This window comes from Micromonospora narathiwatensis, assembly GCF_900089605.1.
Lineage (GTDB): Bacteria > Actinomycetota > Actinomycetes > Mycobacteriales > Micromonosporaceae > Micromonospora > Micromonospora narathiwatensis.
In genome coordinates this window covers 2,859,963-2,885,922 of the sequence record NZ_LT594324.1, presented here as the reverse complement: position 1 = coordinate 2,885,922, position 25,960 = coordinate 2,859,963, and the positions used below count along the sequence as shown (strand labels likewise).

The window sequence follows — 25,960 nt, the reverse complement described above, 5'->3', positions numbered from 1 at the left end:
CTCAGCTGTCGAAACCGACACCGAATCGGTCCAGGAGCCGCAACCACGGCCCCCGGCGCCCGTCACGCGCGTCCGCGGCGGCGAGCGCGCGGCGGGTCATCTCCACCACCGGATAGCGCAGCGGCTCCGGCGGGAAGGGCACCGGCCGCCGCCGTACCATCCGCAGCCGGGTCCGTTCGGTCTCCCGCCCGGCGAGCAGGTCCAGCGCCACCCGCGCGCCGAAACGGGACGCGGCCACGCCGAGACCCGTGTAGCCGACCGCGTACGCGATCCGCCGGTCGCGGGTGGTGCCGAACATCGGGGTGAACCGGGTGGTGGAGTCGATCACCCCGCCCCAACGGTGGGTGAACCGGAGCCCGTCGAGCTGCGGGAACGTCTGCGCGAAATGCCGGGCCAGTAGCCGGTGGGTGGCGTCGCGCTGGTCCAGTGCCGCGTCCACCCGGTTGCCGAACCGGTAGATGGCGTCGTAGCCGCCGAACAGGATCCGGTTGTCGTCGGTGAGGCGGTAGTAGTGGAACTGGTTCCCGGCGTCGGTGACGCCCTGCGCCTCGGGCCACCGCAGCTCGGCCCGCCGGGCGTCGTCGAGCGGTTCGGTGACCAGGACGTAGTCGTAGACCGGCAGAATCCAGTGCCGCAACCGCCGCAGCGGCGGGGGATAGGCGTTGGTGCCGATGACCACCCGCCGGGCGCTGATCCGTCCGGCGGCCGTGCGCACCACGACGCCGCCCCCGGACCGGTCGAGGCCGGTGACCCGGGTGTCCTCGTGGATGGTCACGCCGAGCGACTCGGCCACGCTCGCCAGGCCCCAGGCCAGTCGGGCGGGGTCGACCAGGCCGCCGGTGCCGCGCAGCCGTACGCCCGCGAGATACAGGGGAGAGGGCACGTCGGCGCGTACCTGCTCGGCGTCGAGCAGCGTCACGTCGTCGCCGTACGCCCGGTGCAGTTCGGCCAGGGCGGCGAGCTCGGCCACCTGGTGCGGGGCGACCGCCACGGTGGTCTTGCCGCACAGCCGCAGGCCCGCGTCGATACCGAACCGCCGCACGGTCTCGGCGATCGCGGCGAGGTTCTCCCGACCGAGGCGGACGAGCGCCGCCGTCTCGGTCGGCCACTGCGACGTGCCGTGGGAGAGGCCGTGGGTGAGTGAGTCGGCGACGAACCCGCCGTTGCGGCCGGACGCGCCGAAGGCGACCCGCTCGCCCTCCACCAGCACCACGTCGGCGGCGGGGTTGTCCTGCTTGGCCAGGATGGCGGCCCACAGGCCGGTGAACCCGCCGCCGATCACCACCAGGTCGGTGGTGTGCGCGCCGGTCAGCCGTGGCCGCGGCGGCGGCCGATCGGGACGGTCGGTCCAGAAGATGGTGGGTGCCGCGTCGGCGAGGGCCCGTTCCGCCCTCGCCGACGCCGCGCCCGAGCCGTTCCGGGCCGCTGGGGCGTACCAGTTCGTCAACGAGGAGTCCCGGCCGTGATGCCCAACCGTTCGATCGCGTCGGCCGCCTGCCGCAGGCCGTCGGCGGCCCGGATCGCCGCGCCGTGCGCCGCGAGCCGGCCGCGCAGGTCCTCGTCGGCCAGCAGGCGCTTGATCGCCCCGTGCAACTGCTCGTCGGTGAACCGGTACGGGTCGAGGCGCACCCCGAAGCCGAGTTCGTCGACCCGCTGGGCGTTGTCGTACTGGTCCCAGAAGAGCGGCAGCACGATCATCGGCTTTCCGAAGTGGAACGCCTCGGTCGTGGTGTTGTTCCCGCCGTGGGTGATGACCAGGTCGGCCCGAGGAATGATCTTCGTCTGCGGCAGGAACTCGGCGCCCCACATGTTCTCCGCCAGCTCGATCTCGGCGTGCAGCGGACCCTTGGAGACGATGTACCGGTGCGGCGTCTTCGCCAACGAGTCGATCACCCGTCGCATCAGCTCGACGTCGGCGGAGCCGAGCGAACCGAGGCTGAAGTAGATCAGCGCGCCGTCCCGGTCGGCGAGTTCGGCCGGCATGGTGAACTCGTCGTCGGTCTCGCGTACCGACGACTCCAGGCGTTGCCAGGTCGGGCCGAGCGGCCGGGCGTCGGCGTAGTCGGCGACGCCCGGGTAGACGTAGAGGTTGAGGTCGCCCTCGTGGATGAACTCCAGCTCGGGCAGGCCCGGCGCGCCCTGCTCGCGGACCCAGGCGTCGAACTCCTCCCACACCGGACGGTGCACCCGGTCGTACTCGGCCCGGAACGCCGCCCAGCCGGACCGGTCCGCGGCCGGGTATCCGGAGAAGACGGGAGCGATGTCCTGTCCCTTCATCTCCAGCGGGTTGCAGGAGACGATCCGGACGAAGGGCACACCGGCCGTGTTGAGCGCCGGGAAGGCGACCACGTTGTCCTCGACGACGACGTCCGGTCGTACCCGGTCGATGATCTCCAGCAGCCGGGGCTGGCAGTACCGGGCGCCGTTGATGAGCTCGACCCACACCGGCTTGACCCAGGTCTCCAGCTGCTCGATCGTCGGCTTGCGGAACTCTGGCGCGGTGTCGCGGATGAAGTCCTTCCAGAACTGGCCGGCGTCCTGTTCCTCGACGTTCTCCGGCGGCGGGGCGAGGTCGACGAGGTCTTCCTCGAACCCGAGCGCGGTCAGCTTGCCCCGCCACGACGCCTCGGCCGCGAACACCACCCGGTGCCCGCGTCGGCGCAGCACGTCGCCGATGCCGATGCAGTTGTTCGTGGGGCCGTACGCGCTCTCGGGCATGAACAGGACCGTCAGCTGAGACATCGCATCTCCAGAGGGGTGACTGTTGAATCGAAATTCAACAAGGTCCTCGCTCGGCAGTCAATACGCAGGCACTATGGTGTTGGGGAGAGTGTTGACGTCGTACTTCGGATCGGGTGCCACATGAAAACCCGCAAGTCCCGCGCCCAGCGCCGGCAGGACCTCATCGAGGCCGCGCGCCGGGCAATGCTCCAGCACGGGACCGACACGGTGCTGCTCAACCAGGTGGCCGAGCAGGCGGGCCTCACCTCCGGCGCGGTCCTCTACCACTATCCGGACCTGCGGGACCTGCTGCTCGAGGCGCACCACGCCGGCATGGAGCGCTTCTACGAGCTGCGGGTGAAGAAGATCGCCGACATCTCCGACCCGGTACGCAAGCTCGTGGTGACCATCCGCTCCGGCCTGCCCACCGACGCCGAGGACGCCGACGTGCGCCTGCTCTGCGAACTCGGCGGGGCGGCCGGCCGCAACCGGGTCTACGCCGCCCTGCTGACCACGCTCTACGACCGGCAGGTCTCCATGTACCAGATGATCCTCGAACTCGGCGCGGCCCAGAGCGCGTTCACCCTCGCGGCCGACTCGCAGACCATCGCCCGCAACCTGGTGGCGCTGGAGGACGCGTACGGCTACCGGATCGTCGCCCGGCACCCGACCCTGCACGCCGCCGAGGCCGTCGAGCTGATCCTGTCGTACGCCCGGCTGGTCACCGGCAATCCGCTGGACGTACCGGAGGAGCCGGCCAAGCCGCCGCGCGCCCGCAAGGCTACGACGTAGCGCGGCCGGGGCGGGCGCGGCACCGGTGGTCAGACCGGGCCGAGCAGCACCGCTTCGGCGCCCGACCAGTCCACCCGGGTCTTCTCGCCGAGCCTCACGACGGCCGCGCCGGCGACCGTGGCGAGCAGCGGTCGATCGAGCCCGGCCACGTCCACCGCCACCCGGGTGGTCCCGCCGAAGAAGGTCACGTCCCGCACCACCCCGACCAGGCCGCCGTCGGCGCCCAGCCGGACCCGCTCGGGACGGACCGCCAGGGTCGCGGTGTCCCCGACGGCGTCCGGAGAGGCGGGACAGGGCAGTACGCCGACCCCGGGCACCCGCAGGCCGTCCGTGGTGACCACGCCGGTGATCAGGTTGTTGGCTCCGACGAAGTCCGCCACGAACAGGTCGGCGGGCCGTTCGTAGAGGGGCACCGGGGCGTCGACCTGGCGCACCCGGCCCTCGCTCAGCACGGCGATCCGGTCGGCCAGCGACATCGCCTCCTCCTGATCGTGGGTGACGACCACGAAGGTGATGCCGACCTCGTGCTGCAACCGCTTGAGCTCCAGTTGCATCTCGGCGCGTACCTTCTTGTCCAGCGCGGACAGCGGCTCGTCGAGCAGCAGCAGCCGGGGGCGCTTCACGATCGCCCGGGCCAGCGCGACGCGCTGCCGCTGGCCACCGGAGAGCTGGTGCGGCCGGCGGCGGGCCAGGCCGGTGAGCCCGACGGTGGCGAGCACCTCGTCCACCCGTTCGCGGATCTCCCGTTTCGGCACCCGCTCGCGTTCCAGCCCGTACGCGATGTTCTTGGCCACGCTCATGTGTGGGAACAGCGCGTAGGACTGGAACATCAGGTTGACCGGTCGCCGGTGCGGGGGAACGGCGAGCAGGTCGGCGCCGTCGAGGGTGACCGAGCCGCTGTCCGGGTGCTCGAAGCCGGCGAGGATCCGCAGCAGCGTCGTCTTGCCGCAGCCGCTCGGACCCAGCAGGGCGAAGAACTCGCCCTGGCGGATGTCGAGGCTCACCTGTTCCAGGGCGCGGATGTCGCCGAAGCGCCGGCTGACGCCCTGAATGCTGACCAGCGGTTCGCTGACCGGGGGATTGCTCACAGTGACTCCGTCAGGCGGGACAGGCGCTGGGCCAGGATGACGAACGTGAAGCTGACCGCCAGCAGCAGCGTGGCCAGGGCGTTGATCTCGGGGGTGACGCCGAACCGCACCATCGAATAGATCACGATGGGCAGCGTCGGGTCCTGCGGGCCGGCGGTGAAGAAGGCGATGACGAACTCGTCGAGGGACAGGGAGAAGGCCAGCAGCGCGCCGGCGACGATGCCCGGGGCGAGCGACGGGAGCGTGATCCGGACGAAGGTCTGCACCGCCGTGGCGCCCAGATCGCGGGAGGCCTCCTCCAGGGAGCCGTCGACGTGGGCCAGCCGGGTGCGTACCACGGCCGCGACGAAGGCCGTGCCGAACACCGTGTGCGCCAGCAGGATCGAGTGCAGGCCGAGCGTGAACTGAACCGCGGTGTAGAAGGCGAGCAGGCCGATGGCGAGCACGATGTCGGGCAGCACGGCGGGCGCCACCGCGATCGCGTCGAGCAGCTTCGACCTCGTGTACCGGGCGAGACCGACGGCGAGCAGGGTGCCGAGCACCGTCGACAGGGCGGTGGCACCGGTCGCGACGATCAGCGTGTTGACGAGGCCCTCGCGTACCGCCCGGTCGGCGAACAGCCGCCCGTACCAGGCGGTGTCGAACCCGTCCCACCGGTACGGGGTGTCGGCGGCGTTGAAGGACATGATCACGAGGACCACGATCGGCAGGTAGAGGAAGAGGTACGTCAGGCCCGCCGGGACGTGGAGCCAACTGAATCTACGCACGGTTGCCGCCCGCCAGTCGTCGGGCCGCCCAGGCCTGCGCCATGAGCAGCAGCACGAGCAGGGCGATCACGATGAGCGCGAGGGTCGACCCGAACGGCCAGTCCCGCGCCTTGAGGAACTGGTCGCGGATCAGGTTGCCGACCAGCACCGTCCGACCGCCGCCGAGCAGCTCGGGGACGACGAAGTTGCCGAGGCTGGGTACGAACACGAAGACGCAGCCGGTCAGCACGCCGGGCAGGGTCAGTGGCAGGGTCACCGACCAGAAGGTCCGGGCCGGTCGGGCGCCCAGGTTGGCCGACGCCTCGCGGAGCTGCGGGTCGAGGCGTTCGATCGCCGAGTACAGCGGCAGGATCATCAGCGGCAGGTACGCGTAGAGCAGGCCACCGACGACGGCGCCCGGGGTGTAGAGCAGTTCCAGCGGCCGGTCGATGATCCCGATCCCGGTCAGCGTCCGGTTGATCACGCCCTCGCTGTTGAGCAGGATGATCCACGCGTAGGTGCGGATGAGGAAGTTGGTCCAGAACGGCAGCACCACGAGGACGAGCGCGACGGTGCGCCAGCGGCGGGGGAGCCGGGCGATGAGGTACGCGGTCGGATAGCCGAGCAGCAGCGCCAACAGCGTGGTGAGCCCGGCCAGCTTCACCGAGGTCCAGACGACGTTGAGGTAGAGACCGTCGGCGACCCGGGTGAAGTTCTCCGCCGAGGCCTCGTAGACGATCCCGCCGAAGCGACCCCGGTGGAACAGCGTGTAGCTGAGCACGAGCGCGAGCGGCACCAGCATGAAGACGATCAGGTAGCCCAGCCCGGGCCCGAGCGTGGCCATCCGCCCGAGCAGCCGCTCACGTCGGGCCGCGCGCCGCCCGCGTGGACCGACGTCCGCGCGGGCGGCGCGTTGAGGGGCGAGAGTGGAGCTCATCTAGCTGGCCGAGACCTCGGTCGCGATCCGGGTGTAAACCGGAGCGGCGTCACCCAGGTCGACCGGAACCTCGCCCTTCAACAGGTCTGCCGGGGCCGTCCTCAGCTGCGGATGGGTCTCCAGCAGCTTGGCGTCGACCTTGGCCATGGCGGCGCCGTTCGGCACCTTGTAGAGGATGTTCGCGGCGGCCCAGGAGTGGTTGTCGGGGTCGAGGATGTAGTTGATGAAGGCGTGCGCCGCCTCCTTGTTCTTCGACGTCTTCAGCACGACCATGGTGTCCACCCAGAGGTCGCTGCCCTCCTTCGGCACCACGAACTTGATCCTCGGGTCGTCGGTGGGGCACCAGCCGTCCCAGGCCTCGACCAGGGCGGCCTCGCCGGACTTGAGCCGGTCGCCGAAGGTGGTGTCGTCGTAGGCCAGCAGCGTCTTCTTCGCCGCGAGCAGCTTCTGCTTCACCTGCTCCAGCTGCTCCGCGTCGGTGGTGTTCGCCGAGAAGCCGAGGGACTTCTGCGCCGGGAGCATGAGCCATCGCTCGGTGGCCATCATGGTCACCTTCTTGGCGAGCTGCGGTTTCGGCGAGAGCAGGTCCTCCCAGCTGTCCGGGGTGTAGCCGGTCAGGTCCGTGCGGTAGCACAGGCCGGTCGTGCCCCAGGTGTACGGCACGGAGTACTTGTTGCCCTTGTCGTAGGCCAGTTGCCCGGCCTCCGGGTAGAGGTTCTTGAGGTTGGGCACGAGATCGGCGTGGATCGGCTCGACCAGACCCTGCTCGGCGAGCGCCTGGGCGAACTGGCCGGAGACGAACGCGACGTCGATGCCGCTGTCCCCGCCCGCGGTCAGCTTCGCCATGATCTCTTCGTTGGTGGCGTGCTTGGTGACGGTGACCGCGGATCCCTTCGCCGCCTTGAACTTCGCGGGCAGGTCCTCCGGCATGTAGCCGTCCCAGTTGGAGACCGTGAGCTTCTGCTTGCTCAGGTCGGCGTTCGGGTCGAGGGTGTCCGCGCTCGATCCGCCGGCGGTGTCGGCGCCACCGCCGCACGCCGCCAGGGCGAGCACGAGGCCCGCGGCGAGGGCCGCCGGGACGGCCGTACGCCGGGCTCTTCTCAACAGCAACACTCGCCGCTCCTGTCGGGAGTCGAGACAGTGAACCGGAGTGTTGCAACGAGCGTCAACGTGCGCAAGACTCATGCCGCCTTTTGTAGCTGAGTTTTTACGTCGGAAACTGAACTTGGATTCAACAGACGCTCAGGTCCCGCCCGGTGCCTCCGCCGCGCTCGTCGACGCCATCGCCACCGGTGGCGCGGTGACCGGTCTGCGGGTGCGCCGATTCGTCCCGCTCGCCCCGGGCCCCCTCGGGGAACGGTTGATCACCGTCGACCAGACGAACACCTCGGTCGTGGTGGGCGAGCGCGTGGTGGTGAAATGGATGCGGCCCGTGACCGGTGACGGTTCGCCGGGCCGGGCCCCCGACCTGCTGGCGCATCTGACGGCCGCCGGCTTCGCCCGCACGCCGACGCCGTACGCGGCCGTCTACCGTGACGCGGCGGCGGGCGGTCTGGTGGCGGTGGTGACCGGTTTCCTGCCCGACGCCGCCGACGGCTGGGACTGGTGCGTCGACGCCCTGCTCGACCAGCTCGACGGGGGGCCGCCGGCCGACCTGGCCGGCGACCTGGGGGTACTGGCCGCGGAGCTGCACTGCGCCCTGGCCACGCCGTCCGAGACCGTCCCGGCGCCCGTCGCGGTCAGCGACCGGGACTGGGCGGCCGGCGGCCTGGCCGTCCTCGACCAGGCACGGCGGCTCGTCGCGGCCGTCGACGACGAGGAGGCCCGCTGGTTCGCCGCGCGGGTGCCCCGGCTCGCCGCCGACATCGAGCCTTCCCGCCAGGTGGACCGGACGTACGTGATCCAGCCGCACGGTGACCTGCACGTCGGGCAGGTCCTGCGGTGGCGCGGCGGGCTCGCCGTGACGGACTTCGACGGGAACCCGACCCTCGACACCCCTGGCGGCACCCTCACCGAACCGACCGCGCGGGACGTGGCGCAGCTGCGTACCAGCCTGTTGCACGTCGGGGAGATCGCCAACCGGCGTACCGGGGGCCGACACCGGTCGGCCGTGACCGACTGGTGTCGGCGGGCGGTCGACGAGCTTCTCGCGACCTACCTGCGCACCCTGGACGAGCGCGGCATGGCGTACCTCTTCGACGCGCGACTGCTGCGGCCGTTCGAGGTCGAGCAGGAGTGCCGCGAGCTGTGCTACGCCGCCCGTTTCCTGCCCCGCTGGCGGTACGCCCCGATGGGTGTGCTGCGCCGCTGGTACGACTAGAACGAGGAGCCGATGGACCCGCGCCTGTTCCTGGCCGACCTGGAAGCCAAGCCGGAGTCGCTGCGCCGCCTGGCCGCGACGCTCGCCGACGGCGACGTGTGGCACGGGCTGCCCGACCCGGTTGATCGAGTGCTCCTGCTCGGCATGGGCAGCTCGCGCTACGCGGCGGAGATGGCCGCGCTGCGGCTGCGCGCCGCCGGCGTCGACGCGATTGCCGAGTACGCCTCGGCCGCCGCCACCTGCCCACCGGGACCGCGCACCCTGGTGGTCGCCATCTCGGCCAGCGGGACCAGCCAGGAGACCCTCGACGCCGCCGACCGCTACCAGGGGTCGGGCCGCCTAGTCGCCCTGACGAACGCGCCGGACTCGCCGCTGGCCGACGTCGCCGACCTCGTCGTACCGATGCACGCCGGCGCCGAGACCGGCGGGGTGGCCTGCCGGACCTTCCAGCACACCCTGGTCCTGCTGCTGGACCTGGCGGCCCGGCTGAGTACGCGGACCGCCGCCGCGGACCTCGGGCGGCCGGATGTCGCCGGCCTCGCCCGGCGCGCCGCCGACGCCTCCGAGGACCTGCTCGCCCGCCGCGACGAGTGGCTGACCGCGGCCGACGCGCTCCTGGACGGCCCGCACGGCGTCCACGCCCTCGCACCGGTCGAGCGGCTCTCCTCCGCGATGCAGTCGGCGTTGATGGTCCGCGAGGGCCCCCGCCGGCCCGCCGTCGGATGCGAGACCGGTGACTGGTCGCACGTCGACGTCTACCTCACCAAGACGCTCGACTACCGGGCGCTGCTCTTCCCCGGCTCCCGGTACGACGCGCCGGCGTTGGACTGGCTGCGGCAGCGGAGGTCGACCGTGCTCGCGGTCGGCGCGGAGGTGGCCGGCGCCGCGGCGGTGATCCGCTACCACGGCGACGACGACCCGGGGGTACGACTGCTCACCGAGACCCTGGTCGCCGAACTCGTGGCCGCCCGCTGGTGGTCCCGTTCCTGAATCAGAGGTCAGCTTCAACAGCAAACCCCCTGACTGGCCAGTGAAGTTCTTGACTACCTAACTGAATCGGCCTTTAAATGTCGGTCACGCCAGCTCAGGCGTTCGCGACCGGAGGTCAGCCATGGGTTCCAGGGGTCGAACACAACTCACCAGCCAACTGCGTGCGACGTTCGCCGCGCACGCCGAATCCGAACGGACCGGGATCCCGGTCGACGAGGTCATCGAGATGCGCGCCGCCGGGCTGTCCCGGCGCAGGCTGCTCGGCGGCGCCGCGGTCGTCGGCGCGGCCGCCGTCGCCTCGGCCGCCGGCCTGCCCCGGCCCGCCGCGGCCGCCGCCGCACCCGCCCCGCCACCGTCGGTGACCATCGTGGGGGCGGGGCTCGCCGGCATCCGCGCCGCCCACTGGCTTTACAAGGTCAAGGGGATCCGGGCCGCCGTCTACGAGGGCAGCTCCCGGATCGGTGGCCGTTGCCACACCCTGCGCGGCTTCTTCGACGACGGGGTCGTCGTCGAGCACGGCGGCGCGTTCATCAACACCGAGCACAACACGATCCGCAGCCTCGCCAACAACCTCGGCCTCAGCCTGCGCCTGGTGAACGGCGGCAACCAGCCGCCCGGCGGGGACAAGTACTGGATCGACGGCGCAAACTATCCCTACAGCGCGGCGAACGCCGACTGGGGTCAGGTCTACCAGGCGTTCAAGTCGGCCGTGCAGGCCGCTCCCTACCCGCAGCGATACGACAGCTACACCGCCGCGGGGCTGCAACTGGACAATCAGACCGTCAACCAGTGGCTGGACGCGAACATCCCCGGAGGGCTTTCCAGCCGCTTCGCGAAGCTGATGCAGAGCAACGTCGTCGCCGAGTACGGCATGGACCCGGACCAGCAGTCGGCGCTCAACCTGATCTACCTGCTCGGCTGGAACGGGCCGAACTCGCTGGCCCCGCTCACCGGCGGCGACGAGAAGTACACGATCATCGGCGGCAACGACCAGCTGCTGACCGCCATGGTCGCCCAGCTGCCGGCGGGCACCGTGACGCTGGACCGTAAGCTGGTGGCGGTCAAGGCCAACGCCAACGGTTCGGTGACCTGCACCTTCCAGACCGGCACCACGTACACGGACGTGACCTCCGACAAGGTCATCCTCGCACTGCCGTTCACCACGCTGCGCGAGTGTGACCTGTCCAGGGCCGGGTTCTCGACGGTGAAGATGCGTTCCGTCAACGAGTTCGACCTGGGCAGCAACGCGAAGCTCCACGTCCAGTTCACCAGCCGACCCTGGGTCGCGCAGGGCTACGGCGGCTCCACCTACACCAACGTCACCGGCTTCCAGTGTGCCTGGGACGACGCGGTCAACCAGTCGACCACCACCGGCGTGCTCTGCGAGTTCCCCGGCGGCAGCCAGACCAGGGCGTGGACCGGCGCGGCGTTCGGCGCGGCACCGGCCGCCCAGGTCACGTCGTTCCTGAACCAGCTGGAGCCGATCTACCCGGGCATCACCGCCGCCTACAACGGCCGGGCGTACCGGGACGCCTGGCCGCTCAACCCCTGGTCGAAGGGCGCCTACTCGTCCCTCAAGCCGGGCCAGTCCACCCGCTTCTTCGGCGTCGAGGCCACCCGCGAGGGCAACGTCCACTTCGCCGGCGAGCACACCTCGGTGGAGTACTTCGGCTACCTCAACGGGGCGGTCGAATCCGGCGAGCGCGCCGCCAAGGAGGTCGCGGGGCCGTAGCCGACCGGGGTCTCAACGGCAACGTGTGCGATGGTGCTGCCTCATCCGGGCGCGGTCCCGGGGTGTGAGGCAGCACCATTCCTTTTCGCCGGCGACATCGTGCGCCCGGCCGATTCGGTTCACCCTCCGGCGCCGCCGATGTCGTCGTGTCGACCCGGCATACCGCATCCACCCACCGGCCGTGCCCGTCATGCCGACCTGCTGTTTCTGTCAATGGGCGCGCTTCCATCATTCGCCGAAACGACGCGGCGGACGTCGCCCCGTGGCCGTGCCGGTCGAGCGCCAGATTTCATTCCGAATTCCCATAATTGCCGACGACGTCGTGGTGCGACCGGGAGTGTGTGGGGTCAGCCATTGTGCGACGAATCTCGCACCGCGGCGGATCGCCCGACTCCCTCCTTAGTGGAGGCTTGGTTCGATCCCGGTCAGGGGTCAGCTTAATGGTGGGTAGGGGTGCCCCCGTCGGTCGCTAGGGGTGGGCTGAAGCTGCTGTTCACAAGGGGTTTCATCGGAGTCGACCAGCAATCGTTGACATTGGACTGGTGGCGCTGCCATGCTGGCGTCGCGATCGAAAGGATCATCGGCGGGGGTGAATGCAAAACACGTCGTGGAATTCGTGTGCGGCTTTTCGCGACCTTACCGGGGCGTGATTGTGGAGCAATGTCTTCGCCCGCCCGGACCCCGCTGATCCGTGGAGCAGACGTCAGAAGGAACCGGATTGTGAGCATGTCGGTCCCAGGGCGAGACGACGTACATGAGAGCCAGGTTGGCCCGGTGGGGCGACCGGCCGGGTCCACCGGCCGCTCCCGAAAGCCACGCACACTCGTCGACCAGTTTCGGGCTGTTCTTCTGGGACATCCGGAGGCGTCGACGTATCGGTTCCTGGTCGACGGCGAGGATGACGAACTGGTCATCTCGAACGCCGACATGGACCGGCGGGCACGGGCCATTGCGGCCACCCTGCGGGAGCGGGTGAACGAGGGCGACCGGGCGCTCATCGTCTGCCCGCCGGGCCTGGACTATCTCGCCTCGTTCCTGGGCTGCCTCTACGCCCGGGTGATCGCCGTACCGGTGTATCCGCCGAACCCGGTGCTGCTCAAGCGGACCCTGCCCCGGCTGATCGGCGTGATCGAGGACGCGCAGCCCGCCATCGTGCTGGCCCCGGCCGAGATCATCGCGATGGCCGACCCGATCACCGCGCTCGCCCCCGCCCTGGGGTCGCTGATCTGGGAGGCCGTCGACCGGATCGACCACGCCGTCGCCGAGGGGTGGCGGGAGCCCGACCTCGACGGCGGCGACATCGCCTTCCTCCAGTACACCTCCGGCTCGACGGGCCGGCCGAAGGGCGTGGTGCTCAGCCACGGCAACCTGCTGGCCAACCTCGAGGTGACCAACCAGCGCTTCGTCACCGACGTCGAGAACACCCGGTTGATCAGCTGGCTGCCGCCGTACCACGACATGGGGCTGATCGGCTCGATGCTGCAACCGCTCTACGCCGGCTTCTCCGCCACCTTCATGTCCCCGACGTCGTTCCTCAAGCGACCCGTCCGGTGGTTGCAGGCCATCTCGACGTACGGGGGCACGCTCAGCGGCAGCCCCAACTTCGGTTACGAGCTCTGCGTGGCGAAGACGACCCCGGAGCAGCGGGCCGCGCTGGACCTGAGCAGCTGGCGCCTGGCGTTCAGCGGCGCCGAGCCGGTCCGGGCCGAGACCATCGACCGGTTCGTGGAGGCGTTCGCCCCCAGCGGATTCCGGCGCAGTGCCTTCTACCCCTGCTACGGACTGGCCGAGGCGACCCTCTTCGTCGCCGGCGGGCTCGCGGGGGCCGAGCCCGGCATCCGCCGCGTGCGCGCCGCCGACCTCGCCGGCAACCGGGCGATCGACGCCGGCCCCGACGAGGAGAGCCGGACCCTGGTCAGCTGCGGACCGTCCGCCGCCGGCCACGAGCTGGCCGTCGTCGACCCCGCAACCGGCGAGCGGCTCCCGGCCGGGCGGGTCGGTGAGATCTGGTTCGGCGGCCCGAGCGTCGCCCAGGGCTACTGGCGGCGTCCCGAGGAGAGCGAGCAGATCTTCCGGGCACGGATCGCCGGCACCGGCGACGGGCCCTTCCTCCGTACCGGCGACCTCGGCTTCGTCGACGACAACGGGGAACTCTTCGTGACCGGCCGGCACAAGGACCTGATCATCATCGCCGGCAAGAACCACTACCCCAGCGACATCGAGTTCACGGTCGAGCAGAGCGACCCGACCCTGCGGCCCGGCTGCGGTGTGGCCTGCTCGGTGGAGGTCGACGGCGAGGAGCAGCTCGTCGTCATCCACGAGGTCGGCGGCAGCCGGCTCCGGTTCGACGCCGAGCGGTTGATCGCGGCGATCCGGGGCGCCGTCTCCCAGGAACACGGTCTCCAGGCGTACGACGTGGTCCTGATCAAACAGGGGAGCATCCCCAAGACGTCCAGCGGCAAGCTCCAGCGGCACGCCGCCCGCCGGTCGTACCTCGCCGGTCGCCTGGAGATCCTGGCGAGCTGGAGCGCCGCCGACCCGGAGCGCGTCACCGCCGGTCCCGGCCGGGCGGAGACCGTCCCCCCGGCGCCCGCCGGCACGCCCGGCCGGGCCGAGGTCGAACGGCGTCTCGTCGAGACGCTCGCCGCCCGGCTGAAGGTCAGCCCGCGGGCGGTCGACCCGACCCGGCCCATCGCCACCTACGGCCTGCAGTCGGTCGACCTGGTCGGTCTGGTCGGGGAGCTGGAGGGCTGGCTCGGCCGGGAACTCTCCTCGACCCTGATCTGGGAGTACCCCACGATCGACGCGCTCGCCGCGTTCCTCAGCGAACCGGCCTCCGGCGCCACCCCGGCCTCCGACGGCCCGGCCACCACCACCGCCGGCGACGCCGCCGTCCGCCCCGGCGCGGCGGCGACCACCGCCGGCGGGGCCGGTGACGCGGGTACGGCGGGCCAGCCCGAACCCGTCGCCATCATCGGCATCGGCTGCCGCTTCCCGGGTGGCGTGGACGGCCCGGAGAGCTTCTGGCGGCTGCTGACCGAGGGGCGCGACGCGATCCGCGAGGTGCCCGCCGACCGGTGGGACGTCGAGGAACTGCACACCGACGACCCGGCCGTACCCGGCAGGACCACCACCCGGTGGGGCGGCTTCCTGGACCGGATCGACAAGTTCGACCCGCACTTCTTCGGCATCTCCGCGCACGAGGCCGCCCGGATGGACCCGCAGCAACGGCTCCTCGCCGAGGTGACCTGGGAGGCGCTGGAGGACGCCGGTGTGGTCGCCGAGGACCTGGCCGGCTCCGCCACCGGCGTGTTCGTCGGCATCGCGACCAACGACTACGGGCAGCTGACCTTCCAGGACCTGGACCGGGTGGACGCCTACACCGGCACCGGCAACGCGTTCAGCATCGCGGCGAACCGCCTGTCGTACCTGTTCGACCTGCGCGGCCCGAGCATCGCCGTCGACACCGCCTGCTCCTCCTCACTGGTCGCGGTCCACCAGGCCGTGGCCAGCCTGGCCCGGGGCGACTGCACGCTGGCCGTCGCCGGGGGGGTCAACGTGGTCCTCTCCCCGGCACTGGCGATCAACTTCAGCAAGGCCGGCGCGATGGCCGGCGACGGGCGCTGCAAGACCTTCGACGCCCGCGCCGACGGCTACGTCCGGGCCGAGGGCGCGGGAGTGGTCGTCCTCAAGCCGCTGTCCCGGGCGGTCAGCGACCACGATCCGATCTACGGGGTGATCCTCGGCGGAGCGGTCAACCAGGACGGCCGGACCAACGGGCTGATGGCGCCGAACCCGCACGCCCAGGAAGCGGTGCTGCGCAGCGCGTACGAGCGGGCCGGCGTACCGCCGGAGCGGGTCGGGTACGTCGAGGCGCACGGCACCGGCACCCTCCTCGGTGACCCGATCGAGGCCAAGGCGCTGGCCGCGGTGGCCTGCGTCGACCGCGACCCGCGACAGCCCCTGCTCGTCGGCTCGGTCAAGTCCAACCTCGGGCACCTGGAGGCCGCCGCCGGCATTGCCGGGCTGATCAAGACCGCGCTGGTCCTGCGGCACCGGGAGATCCCGCCGAGCCTGCACTACGAGCAGCCCAACCCGCACATCCCGTTCGCGCGGCTCGCCCTCCGGGTGGCCGACCGGCGCCAGCCGTGGCCCGCCCCGGACGCCCCGGCCGTGGCGGGGGTCAGCAGCTTCGGCTTCGGTGGCACCAACGCGCACCTGGTCCTCGGCGAGTCGCCCCGGGCCGCCGGCATCGCCCGGACGTCCGACGCGGCGGCGGCGACCGGCGGACCGCTCACCAACGGCCGGAGCGGCACCAACGGCCGGGCCGACGTCAATGGCCGGGCCGATGCCAACGGCCGAATCGACGTCAACGGTCGGACCGGCGCGCACGGCCCGGCGTCGGACGGAACAGCGGCCGACGGGTCGGAGCCGGCCGAGCGGGGTGCGGCCCGGCTGCTGGCCATCTCGGCCCGTACCCCCGAGGCGCTGCGCGAGCTGGCCGCCCGCTACGCCGACCGGCTGGCCGCGCCGGACGCCGGCGCCGGGCTCGCCGCCGTCTGCGCCGCCGCGGCCACCCGCCGCAGCCACCACGAGCAGCGGCTGGCCTGCGTCGGCGACTCACCCGACCAACTGCGGGAGGCGCTCGCCGCGTACGCGGCGGACGAGGAACGGGCCGGACTCTCCTGGGGCGGCCGGCGGGTCGGCCGGCACCCGAAGCCCGTCTTCATGTTCTCCGGCCAGGGCCCGCGCTGGTGGCCGCTCACCGACGACCTGCTCGCCGTACCGGTCTTCCGGGACGCCCTGGAGCAGTGCGCCCGGGCGCTGCGGCAGTACGTCGACTGGTCCCTGCTCGACCTGGTCACCGGCCGGGCCGACGAGCAACTGCTCAGCGACCCGGCGGTGGCCCAGCCGACGCTGACCGCCGTGCAGATCGCCCTCGCCGCGCTGTGGCGCTCCTGGGGTGTCGAGCCGGCCGCCGTGGTCGGGCACTCCGTCGGTGAGGTGGCCGCGGCCCAGGTCGCCGGCGCGCTCAGCGTCCCCGACGCGATGCGGGTCGCCTGGCAGCGCGGCCGGGTCATCCGGGCCGCCATCGGCAACGGACGGATGGCGGTGATCGGGCTTCCGCTGGACCGGACCGAGCGGCTGCTCGCCGAGCGCGAACCGGGCGCCGTCTCGGTCGCCGCCAGCAACGGCCCGGAGTCCACCGTGCTCTCCGGCGACGGTACGGCGCTGGCCGCCCTCGCCGAGACGGTCCAGGCCGAGGGGATCTTCTGTCGGCTGCTCGAATCGGTCGACTACGCCTCGCACAGCCCGCAGATGGAACCGCTGCGCGCCGAACTCGGCGCGCTGCTGGACGGGCTCACCCCACGGCCGGCCACCGTGCCGATCATCTCCACGGTCACCGCCCGCCCGATCGAGGGCACCGCGCTCGACGCCGGGTACTGGGCCACCAACCTGCGGCAGCCGGTCCTCTTCGACTCCGCCGTCACCGGCCTGGTGGACGCCGGGCACGACATCTTCGTGGAGATCTCACCGCACGCCATGCTCGGCGACCCGGTCACCGAGCGGATCGCCCGCCAGCAGCGCGAGGGCGTCGTCGTCGGCTCGCTGCGCCGCGACGAGTCCGGCCACGCCACCATCCTCGGGGAGTTGGGCCGCCTCTACACCGCCGGCCACCCGGTCGACTGGCGCCGCGTCCACGGGCCGGACGTGCCGATGGTCGCCCTGCCGGCGTACCCGTGGCAACGGGACCGGCACTGGATCACCGACGAGTACCCGCGACCGCGCCGTACCGGCCATCGGGGACACCCGGTGCTGGAGACGTACGTCCGCTCCGCCGCCGAGCCGGGCGGGCACCACTTCAGCGCCCGGATCGACCTGGCCGGCTTCGGCTACCTGCGCGACCACGTGGTCGAGGACACCCCGGTCCTGCCGGCCAGCCTGCTGCTGGACGCCGCTCTGTCGGCCACCCGGCGACTGCTGGACGACCCGACCGCCGTCGTCGAGCGGATCGAGCTGACCCGGATCACCGTCGTGGACGAACTGGCCGAGGAGGACACCCTCCAACTCGTCCTGCTGCCGGAGACCGGCGCCGGCGGCGCGCTGCGGATCTACAGCCGCGGCCCGACCGAGCCCGACGGGACGTGGCGCGAGGTGGCCCACGGCCGGTACGGCGCCGGTGCCCCCGACCAGCCGGACGCGACCGCCGAGCCGCTGGCCACGGTACGGGCCCGCTGCGCGCAGCCGCTGGACGCCGCCGAGCACTACGCCCGGCTGGACCGCTCCGGGCTCCGCTACGGCCCCGCCTTCCAGGGCGTCGGCTCGATCCGGCGGGACGGGCACGAGGCGCTCGCCGAGCTGCGTGACCCGGCCGAGCTGACCGGGGACCACGACCCGTACCTGGTCCACCCGGCGCTGCTGGACAGTTGCCTCCAGGTGCTGGCGGCCGCCCTGACCGGCGACGGCACCGACGCCGGGACGTACCTGCCGGTCGGGGTGGCTCGCTTCCGGCTCGCCGCCGAGCGGGTGGTGCCGAGGTGGGCGCACGCCGTGGTCGACGGGGCGAGCGTCGGGGCGCCCGAGATCACCGACGCCCGGGTCGTGCTCTACGACGCGGCCGGCGCACCGGCGGGCGAGATCACCGGGGTCAGGCTCCAGCGGCTGGCCGGTGCCGCCGCCGACCGGGTCGCCGAGTCTCTCCTGGAACTCTCCTGGCGGGAGACGGCCGACCAGCCGGAGGAGACCGCCGCCGCCGGCTGGTGGCTGCTGCTCGCCGACGCCGACCCGGTCGGCGCCGAACTCCGCGCCGAGCTGGCCGGCCGGGGCGTGGCCACCGTGACCGTCGCCCCCGGCGACGCCTACCGGCAGGCGGCCCCGGACCGGTACGAGATCGACCCGGCGCGTCCGGAGGACTTCGTCACCCTCCTCACCGAGCTGCGCGCGGCCCGGCCGGAACCATGCGCCGGGGTGGTGCACGCGTGGAGCCTCGACACGGCGCTCACCGAACATGCCCTCGCCGACGCCGCTCGGGGAGAACGCCAGCCGGCCGTCGCGGACCCGGCCACCGACGCCACCCCGGCCGGCGGGCGGGACGCCGAACTCGACCGGATCGAACTGCTCGGCCCGGTCGCCGTCCTGCACCTGGTCCAGGCCCTCACCGGGGCCGCCGGCCGGTCGCCCCGGCTGGTGCTGGTCACCCGGGGCGCGCAGGTGGTGGCCGGCGAGCCCGGCACCCCGGCGCTGGCCCAGGCCGGTCTCTGGGGGCTGGCCCGGGTGGTCACCCTGGAACACGGCGAGCTGCGCCCCACCATTGTCGACCTCGACCCGGCCACCGAGGCGCACACCATCGCCGGCCTCGCCGACGAACTGCTGCACCGGGCCGGCGGAGAGCAGGTCGCGCTCCGGGCCGGGCGGCGCCACACCCCCCGGCTGGCCCCCTGGCGGGCCCCCGCCCCGACCGACGCCGACCTGCGGCCGCACCCGTTCGACGGGACCGACGGCAATCACCGCCTCCTGTCCCTGCGGGGACACCTGGGCAGCCTGACCCCGGTGCTCTGGGAACGGACCCCGCCCGGTCCCGGCCAGGTGCAGATCGAGGTCACCGCCGCCGGGCTCAACTTCAACGACGTCCTCAAGGCGATGGAGATCTGCCCCGGCGTACCCCCGGGCATCGTGCCGCTCGGCGGCGAGTGCGCCGGCCGGATCACCGCGGTCGGCGCGGGCGTCACCGGCCACCGGGTCGGCGACCGGGTGATGGCGGTCGCCCCGTCCAGCATGGCCGCGTACGCCACCACGCCGGCCGAGCTGGTCGCCGGCGTCCCGGACGGGCTCACCGACGAGCAGGCCGCCGCGATCCCCATCGCCTTCCTCACCGTGCTCTACGGCCTGGAGTACCTGGGCCACCTCGGCGAGGGCGACACCGTCCTGATCCACTCGGCGACCGGCGGCGTCGGGCTGGCCGCCCTCCAGGTGGCCCGCCGCAACGGGGCCGAGGTGCTGGCCACCGCCGGCAGCGAGGAGAAACGGGAACTGCTGCGCGGCCTCGGCGTCAAGCACGTCATGGACTCCCGGTCGCTGCGCTTCGCCGACGAGGTGCTGGCGCTGACCGACGGCCGGGGCGTGGACGTCGTGCTCAACTCGCTCACCGGCGAGGCGCTGACCCGCAGCCTCCGCGTGCTCGCCCCGAACGGCCGGTTCGTCGAGATCGGCAAGCAGGACATCTACGCCAACAGCCACCTTGGCCTGGAGCTGCTCCGGCACAACCGGTCGTTCCTCGCCGTCGACCTGGAACGCGCCTTCGCCGAGCAGCCGAAGCTGATCGCGCGCCTTCTCGCCGGGGTGCGGCGGGGCTTCGCCGACGGCGAGTTCTCCGCCCTGCCGGTCACCACCTTCGGCTACACCGACGCCGCCCAGGCGTTCGGCCAGATGGCGCAGGCCCGGCACACCGGCAAGATCGTGCTGCGGCCGGACGTGCGGGAGGCGGTCGTACCGCCGGGGGAGGTCCCCGTCCGGCCGGCGGCCACGTACCTGATCACCGGTGGTCTCGGCGCCCTCGGCCTGCGTACCGCCCGCTGGCTCGCCGACCGCGGCGCCCGGCACCTGGTGCTGCTCGGCCGCAGCCGGCCCTCGGCGGCGGCCGGGCGGATCCTCGACGAGCTGCGCGGACGCGGCGTCGACGTCCAGGTCCGGCACGCCGACATCGGCCGCTACGACGAGGTCGCCGCCGTGGTGGCCGGGATCGACCGGGAGCTGCCGCCGCTGGCCGGCATCGTGCACTCCGCCGGTGTGCTCGACGACGGGCTGATGCTCCAGCTCGACCGGGCCCGGTTCCGCGCGGTCGCCGCGCCCAAGGTGGACGGCGCCTGGCACCTGCACCGGGCCACCCTCGACAAGGACCTGGACTTCTTCGTCCTCTTCTCCTCGGCCGCCGCGCTGCTCGGCTCCCCGGGCCAGGCCAACTACGCCAGCGCGAACGCCTTCCTGGACAGCCTCGCGCGACTGCGCCGGGGCCAGGGCCGGGCCGCGCTGAGCGTCAACTGGGGTCCCTGGTCGGAGGCGGGTCTGGCGGCCCGCCCGGACCGGGGCGGCCAGCTCGCCGGGCAGGGCATCGTGAGCATCGACCCGAGCGACGGCATCGAGGCGCTGGACCGGCTGGTGCGTACCCCGGCCGCCCAGGCCGCCGTCCTGCCCGTGGACCGGGACCGGCTCCGCGCGGCGGCCACCGGCGGGCTGCTGCCGGCGCTCCTGGCCGACCTGGTCGCGGCGGACGGCACGCCGGCCGCCGCGGAACGGCAGCGCTCCGGCGAGGTACGCCAGCGGCTGCTCACCGTCGAACCGGGCCGCCGCCGACGCAACCTGCTGACCCAGCACGTGGCCGGGGAGGTGGCCCGGGTGCTCAAGCTCGACGTCGCCCGGGTCGACGTCACCGCGCCGCTGGCCAGCATGGGTTTCGACTCGCTGATGTCGCTGGAGCTGCGCAAGCGGCTGGAGACGTCCCTGGACGTCGAACTCTCCGCCACCATCGCGTGGCGGTTCCCCACCATCGACGCGCTGGTTCCGTTCCTCGCCGAGCGGATGGACATCCCGCTCGCGGCCCAACCCGCCGCCGACGGGCCCCCGGCAGCCGGCCCGGCGACCACCACCGCCGTCACGTCGGGGGCCGGCAGCGGTTCACCCGCCGGAGTGGGTGCCGCGCCGGCCGACGACGACCTGGCCACGGAGCTGGAGCAGCTCTCCGACGACGACGTCGAGGCGCTCCTGCTGGCCAAGCTCACCCAGATCGATGAAAGGCGTCAGGGATGACCACTGGCCAGCAGGCGCAGGCGCCGACCTCCACGCTCAAGCGCGCCTATCTGGAGATGGAACGGCTGCACCGGCGGCTCGCCGAGTACGAGCGCACCCGTACCGAGCCGGTGGCCGTCGTCGGCCTGGGGCTGCGTCTCCCCGGCGGCGCGGTCGACGCGGAGAGCTACTGGCGGATCCTGCGGGACGGGGTGGACGCGGTCGACGAGATCCCGGCCGACCGCTGGCCGGTCGACGAGTTCTACGACACCGAACCGCAGCAGCCCGGCAAGATGCGCACCCGCTGGGGCGGCTTCCTGGACCGGGTCGACCGGTTCGACTACGAGTTCTTCGGCATCTCCCGCCGCGAGGCGCTGGCCATGGATCCGCAGCAGCGGCTCGCCCTGGAGGTCTCCTGGGAGGCGCTGGAGAACGCCGGGCACGCGCCGACCGGGCTCGCCGGCAGCCGTACCGGGGTGTTCCTCGGGGTGTGCAGCAACGACTTCGCCACCGAGAACTTCCCCGGCCTGGAGGACATCACCGCGTACGCCAGCACCGGCACGGCGCACAGCGTGGTGACCGGACGGATCTCGTACGTCTTCGACTTCCGCGGCCCGAGTGTGGCGGTCGACACCGCCTGCTCCTCGTCGCTGGTGTCGGTGCACATGGCGGTGCAGAGCCTGCGTACCGGCGAGTGCGACCTGGCCCTCGGCGGCGGGGTCAACGTGGTGCTGTCCCCGCTGCCCAGCGTGGCCTTCTCGCAGTTCCCCGGGATGGTCGCGCCGGACGGCCGGTGCAAGACCTTCGACGTCCGGGCCAACGGCTACGTCCGCAGCGAGGGCTGCGGCATCGTGGTGCTCAAGCGGCTCTCCGACGCCGTCCGCGACGGCGACCGGGTGCTCGCGGTGATCCGGGGCGGCGCGGTCAACCAGGACGGGCGCAGCTCCGGCGTGACCGCCCCGAACGGGGTGGCCCAGCGGGACGTGCTGCGCCGCGCGCTGGAGGCCAGCGAGGTGGCCCCCGAGCAGGTCTCCTACGTCGAGGCGCACGGCACCGGCACCACCCTCGGTGACCCGATCGAGGTCGAGGCGCTGGCCGAGGTCTACGGCCGGGAGGAGGGCGCCCCGGTCTACCTGGGCTCCTCGAAGACCAACATCGGGCACGCCGAGGCGGCCTCCGGCATCGCCGGGCTGATCAAGGTGGTGCTCGCCCTGCACCAGGGGGCCATCCCGCCGAACGTGCACTTCACCGGGCTGAACCCGCACATCTCCTTCGCCGGCACCACGTTCGTCGTACCGACCGCGCTCAGCGAATGGCCGGCGGTCGCCGAGCGACCGATCGCCGGGGTGAGCAGCTTCGGCTTCAGCGGCACCAACGCGCACCTGATCCTCCAGGCCGCGCCGGAGCCGCCGGCCGCGCCCGAAGGGCCCGCCGCGGAGCGGCCCCGGTCGGTGCTGCCGCTGTCCGCGAAGACCCCGAACGGCCTGCTGGAGCTGGCCAAGCGCTACCAGCGGCGGCTGGCGGCCGACCCGGCCACCCCGCTGGCCGACATCTGCTACTCGGCCGGCATCGGCCGGGCCCACTTCACGCACCGGCTGGCCGCCGTCGGCTCCCGCCAGGAGGTCGCCGACCAGCTCGCCGACTACGTCGACGGGCTTCCCGGCGACCTGCCGGTGGTCGGCACGGCCGGCGGCAACGAGGTGGTGTTCCTCTTCACCGGACAGGGTCCGCAGCGGGTCGGCATGGCCCGCACCCTGTACGAGACCCAGCCCACCTTCCGGCAGGTCATCGACCGCTGCGACGAGATTCTGCGGCCGCTGCTGGAGGTGCCGCTGCTGGACGTGATCTATCCGGCCGACCCGGAGTCCGACCTGGTCTACCGGACCACCTACTCGCAGCCGGCGCTCTTCGCCGTGCAGTACGCCATGGCCCAGCTCTGGCGCTCCTGGGGTGTGGAGCCGGTGGCGGTGCTCGGGCACAGCTTCGGCGAGTACGTGGCCGCCTGCGTGGCCGGCATGATGAGCCTGGAGGACGGGCTGCGGCTGGTCGTCGACCGTGGCCGGCTGATGTGGGAGCTGGCCGAGAACGGCGCGATGGTCGCCGTCTTCGCCGCCGAGGCCGAGGTCGCCGACGTGCTCGCCCCGTACGCCGACCGGGTCTCCATCGCGGCGGTGAACGGGCCCGGGACCACCTCCATCTCGGGGGAGCGGGAGGCGCTGGCCGAGATCTGCGCCGAGTTCGACCGGCGCGAGGTGAAGACCAAGCAGCTGCACATCACCACGTCGTCGCACTCCCCGCTGATCGAGCCGATCCTGCCCGGCCTGCGCAAGGCGGCCGACTCGGTGTCCTTCACCCCGCCGCGCGTGCCGCTGGTCGCCAACCTGACCGGCGAGCTGTGGCCCTGGGACACCGCCCCGGACGCCGACTACTGGTGCCGGCACGCCCGTCAACCGGTGCGCTTCGCGGCCAGCATCGACACCCTCCGCGAGCTGGGCTACCGGACCTTCATCGAGATGGGGCCGGCGCCGACCCTGCTCGGCATGATCAGCGACAACCTGCCGGCGGGGGAGGAGGCGCTGCTGGTGCCGAGCCTGCGCCCCAAGCACGACGACTGGGCGGTGCTGCTCAACACGGTGGCCCGGCTCTACGCCGCCGGGGTGGACCTGGACTGGTCGGGCTTCGACCGGGACTACCGGCGCGCGCGGGTGCCGCTGCCGACGTACCCGTTCGAGCAGACGCACTGCTGGCAGGAGCGGCGGCGCACGGACCGGGACCGGTACGCGGCCCCGGCCGGCGCCGCCGTCGGCACCGACGACCCGGCCGACGAGTACGCCGACGACGACCTGCTCTACCGGCTCGACTGGCAGCCGGCCGAGGCTCCCGCGTCGGCCGGGGACGCGCCGCCGGCACCGGCCCGGACCTGGCTGGTGCTGGCCGACGCGGCCGGGATCGGCACCGGTTTCGCCGACGCGGTGGCCGCCCGGGGCGAGCGGGCGGTCCGGGTGGTGCCGGGTGCGGCGTACCGCTTCGGCGGCGGCGCCGAGGCCGAGGTCCGCATCGACGGCCCGGCTGACCTGGGCCGGCTCCTCGACGAGCTGCGGCTCGACGGCGCCGACCTGCAGGTGCTGCACCTGTGGAGCCTCGACGGAGTCGACGCCGGCACCGGCGCCGCCGACGCCGCCGCGCTGCTGCGGGCCCACGAGCGGGGCGGCCTGAGCGCGGTGTACGCCGCGCAGGCCCTGGCCCGGGCGCAGGGCCCGGAGTCGGTCCGGCTCTGGCTGGTCACCCGGGGCGCGGTGCAGCCCACCGGCGCCGCCGACACCGCAGGCGGCCCGGTGTCGCTGGAGGTCGCCCAGTCGACCCTCTGGGGCCTGGGCCGGTCGCTGCAACAGGAGCACTCCGCCCTCTGGGGCGGCCTGATCGACCTCGACCCGCGGGCGACGCCGGCCGCGCTGGCCGACCGGCTGGTCGGCGAGCTGACCCGGCGGGACGCCGAGGACCAGATCGCGCTGCGCGGCGACCAGCGCTACGTGGCCCGGCTGGTCCGCCAGGCGGTACCCGAGGTCGGCGTCGGCGAGGGGCCGTGGCGGCCCGACGCCGGCTACCTGATCACCGGCGGGCTCGGCGGCCTGGGCCTGGAGGTGGCCCGGTCGATGGTGCGCGCCGGCGCCCGCCGGCTGGTGCTGCTCGGCCGGACCACGATGCCGCCCCGCGCCGAGTGGGCCGACCTGCCCGCCGACGGCCCGATCGCGCGGCGGGTCGCCGCGGTACGGGAGCTGGAGGCGCTCGGCGCCAGCGTCCACCTGGAGTCCGCCGACGTCGCCGACGAGGCCGCCATGCGGGCCCTGCTGACCCGCTACGACCGGGAGGGCTGGCCGGCGATCCGGGGCGTCATCCACGCGGCCGGCACCGGTGAGGTCGCGCCGCTGCTGGAACTGACCCGGGCCGACCTGGAACGGCCCCTGCTGCCCAAGGCGGTCGGCGCCTGGGTGCTGCACCGCCTCTTCGCCGACCGGGAACTCGACTTCTTCGTCCTCTTCTCCTCGACCAGTTCGCTGCTCAGCTCGCCGTTCGTGGCCGGATACGCCGCCGCCAACGCGTTCCTCGACGCCCTGGCGGCCCGGCGCCGCGCCGCCGGACTACCCGGGCTCAGCGTCAACTGGGGCATCTGGGGCGGGGTCGGCCTGGCGAACCGGGGCGCCGAGGCCAACCCCGGGCTCAGCAAGGGCATGGGCACCCTGCGGCCCGGCCAGGCGCTGCGGGTCTTCCACCGGCTGCTGCACCACGACGACGCGCAGATCGCCGTGGTCCCGGTCGACTGGGCCGAGTGGGGCCGCCGCTACCAGGAGGTGTCCGGCTCCGCGCTGCTCGCCCCGCTGCTGCGCGGCGACGGCCCGGCCCGCCCGGCCCGGCGCCGGGCCAGGGCCAGCCTGCTGCCCAGCCGGGCGCAACTGCTGGCCCTACCGGCCGACCGGCGCGCCGAGACCCTCATCGGGCAGCTGGTGCTCAGCGTCGCGGCCACCCTCGGCTCCGGGCCGGAGGCGGTCGGCCGGGACCAGCCGCTGTTCGACCTGGGCCTGGACTCGCTCATGGCGGTGGAGCTGAAGAACGAGATCGAGCGCCAGCTCGGCGTCGCCCTCTCCATCGCGGTCTTCCTGGAGGGCGCCACCCTGCGCACCCTCACCGACCAGATCATCAGCGGGCTGCCGGTCGGCGAGGACGACGGATCCGCCGACACGGCGGGCATCCACCGGGTCGAGCGCTTCGAGGACGTCGCCCTGGAGCTCCTCGCCGAGCTGGAGGGCCTCTCCGACAAGCAGGCACGGGCCGCACTGGAGCAGGAGGGGTGAG

General features: G+C 72.9%; 12 protein-coding genes. 6 read left to right on the top strand and 6 right to left on the bottom strand.

What is annotated here, in order from left to right; all coding sequences use genetic code 11:
- Window position 1: 1 nt before the first annotated feature.
- Window positions 2-1,447, bottom strand: coding sequence for an NAD(P)/FAD-dependent oxidoreductase (locus tag GA0070621_RS12495; protein WP_091194856.1), 1,446 nt, complete (start codon window positions 1,445-1,447; stop codon window positions 2-4).
- On the bottom strand, window positions 1,444-2,742 hold the full coding sequence (locus GA0070621_RS12490) for a glycosyltransferase (RefSeq protein ID WP_091194855.1): 1,299 nt from the start codon (window positions 2,740-2,742) through the stop codon (window positions 1,444-1,446). Before GA0070621_RS12490 ends, GA0070621_RS12495 begins: the two co-directional genes overlap by 4 nt.
- A 120-nt stretch (window positions 2,743-2,862) precedes the next feature.
- Between GA0070621_RS12490 and GA0070621_RS12485 the strand changes: the two genes are divergently transcribed.
- Window positions 2,863-3,513, top strand: coding sequence for a TetR/AcrR family transcriptional regulator (locus tag GA0070621_RS12485; protein WP_091194852.1), 651 nt, complete (start codon window positions 2,863-2,865; stop codon window positions 3,511-3,513).
- Window positions 3,514-3,542: 29 nt separating this feature from the next.
- Here GA0070621_RS12485 and GA0070621_RS12480 read toward each other — a convergent pair whose 3' ends face one another.
- Genes GA0070621_RS12480 through GA0070621_RS12465 form a run of 4 tightly spaced genes read right to left on the bottom strand, consistent with a single transcriptional unit; the run spans window position 3,543 to window position 7,397 of the window.
- Window positions 3,543-4,601 carry an ABC transporter ATP-binding protein gene (locus GA0070621_RS12480; RefSeq protein WP_167666843.1) on the bottom strand — a complete coding sequence of 353 codons (1,059 nt, stop codon included), beginning with the start codon at window positions 4,599-4,601 and terminating at the stop codon, window positions 3,543-3,545.
- Window positions 4,598-5,368, bottom strand: a complete 771-nt coding sequence (locus GA0070621_RS12475) for an ABC transporter permease (protein ID WP_091194850.1) — start codon at window positions 5,366-5,368, stop codon at window positions 4,598-4,600. Before GA0070621_RS12475 ends, GA0070621_RS12480 begins: the two co-directional genes overlap by 4 nt.
- Complete coding sequence (locus tag GA0070621_RS12470) at window positions 5,361-6,284, bottom strand: ABC transporter permease (RefSeq protein ID WP_091194847.1); 924 nt, start codon at window positions 6,282-6,284, stop codon at window positions 5,361-5,363. Before GA0070621_RS12470 ends, GA0070621_RS12475 begins: the two co-directional genes overlap by 8 nt.
- Window positions 6,285-7,397 (bottom strand): polyamine ABC transporter substrate-binding protein, encoded by a 1,113-nt coding sequence (locus tag GA0070621_RS12465; protein WP_167666842.1) that lies wholly within the window; start codon window positions 7,395-7,397, stop codon window positions 6,285-6,287.
- A 112-nt stretch (window positions 7,398-7,509) separates the two neighbouring features.
- Here GA0070621_RS12465 and GA0070621_RS12460 point away from each other — a divergent pair, with 112 nt between their 5' ends.
- From GA0070621_RS12460 to GA0070621_RS12440, 5 genes are all read left to right on the top strand, one after another.
- A complete protein-coding gene (locus tag GA0070621_RS12460) occupies window positions 7,510-8,604 on the top strand; it encodes a hypothetical protein (protein ID WP_157739954.1) in 1,095 nt (364 codons plus the stop codon).
- A gap of 12 nt (window positions 8,605-8,616) precedes the next feature.
- A complete protein-coding gene (locus tag GA0070621_RS12455; RefSeq protein WP_091194838.1) occupies window positions 8,617-9,594 on the top strand; it encodes an SIS domain-containing protein in 978 nt (325 codons plus the stop codon).
- 121 nt (window positions 9,595-9,715) lie between these two features.
- A complete protein-coding gene (locus GA0070621_RS12450) occupies window positions 9,716-11,326 on the top strand; it encodes a flavin monoamine oxidase family protein (RefSeq protein WP_091194835.1) in 1,611 nt (536 codons plus the stop codon).
- Between the two features lie 660 nt (window positions 11,327-11,986).
- Complete coding sequence (locus GA0070621_RS29945; RefSeq protein ID WP_331715208.1) at window positions 11,987-21,130, top strand: SDR family NAD(P)-dependent oxidoreductase; 9,144 nt, start codon at window positions 11,987-11,989, stop codon at window positions 21,128-21,130.
- Window positions 21,127-25,959: a type I polyketide synthase gene (locus GA0070621_RS12440; protein ID WP_091194832.1), complete on the top strand. Its 4,833-nt coding sequence runs from the start codon at window positions 21,127-21,129 to the stop codon at window positions 25,957-25,959. The genes GA0070621_RS29945 and GA0070621_RS12440 overlap by 4 nt, the downstream gene beginning before the upstream one ends.
- The last annotated feature ends 1 nt before the right edge of the window (window position 25,960 follow it).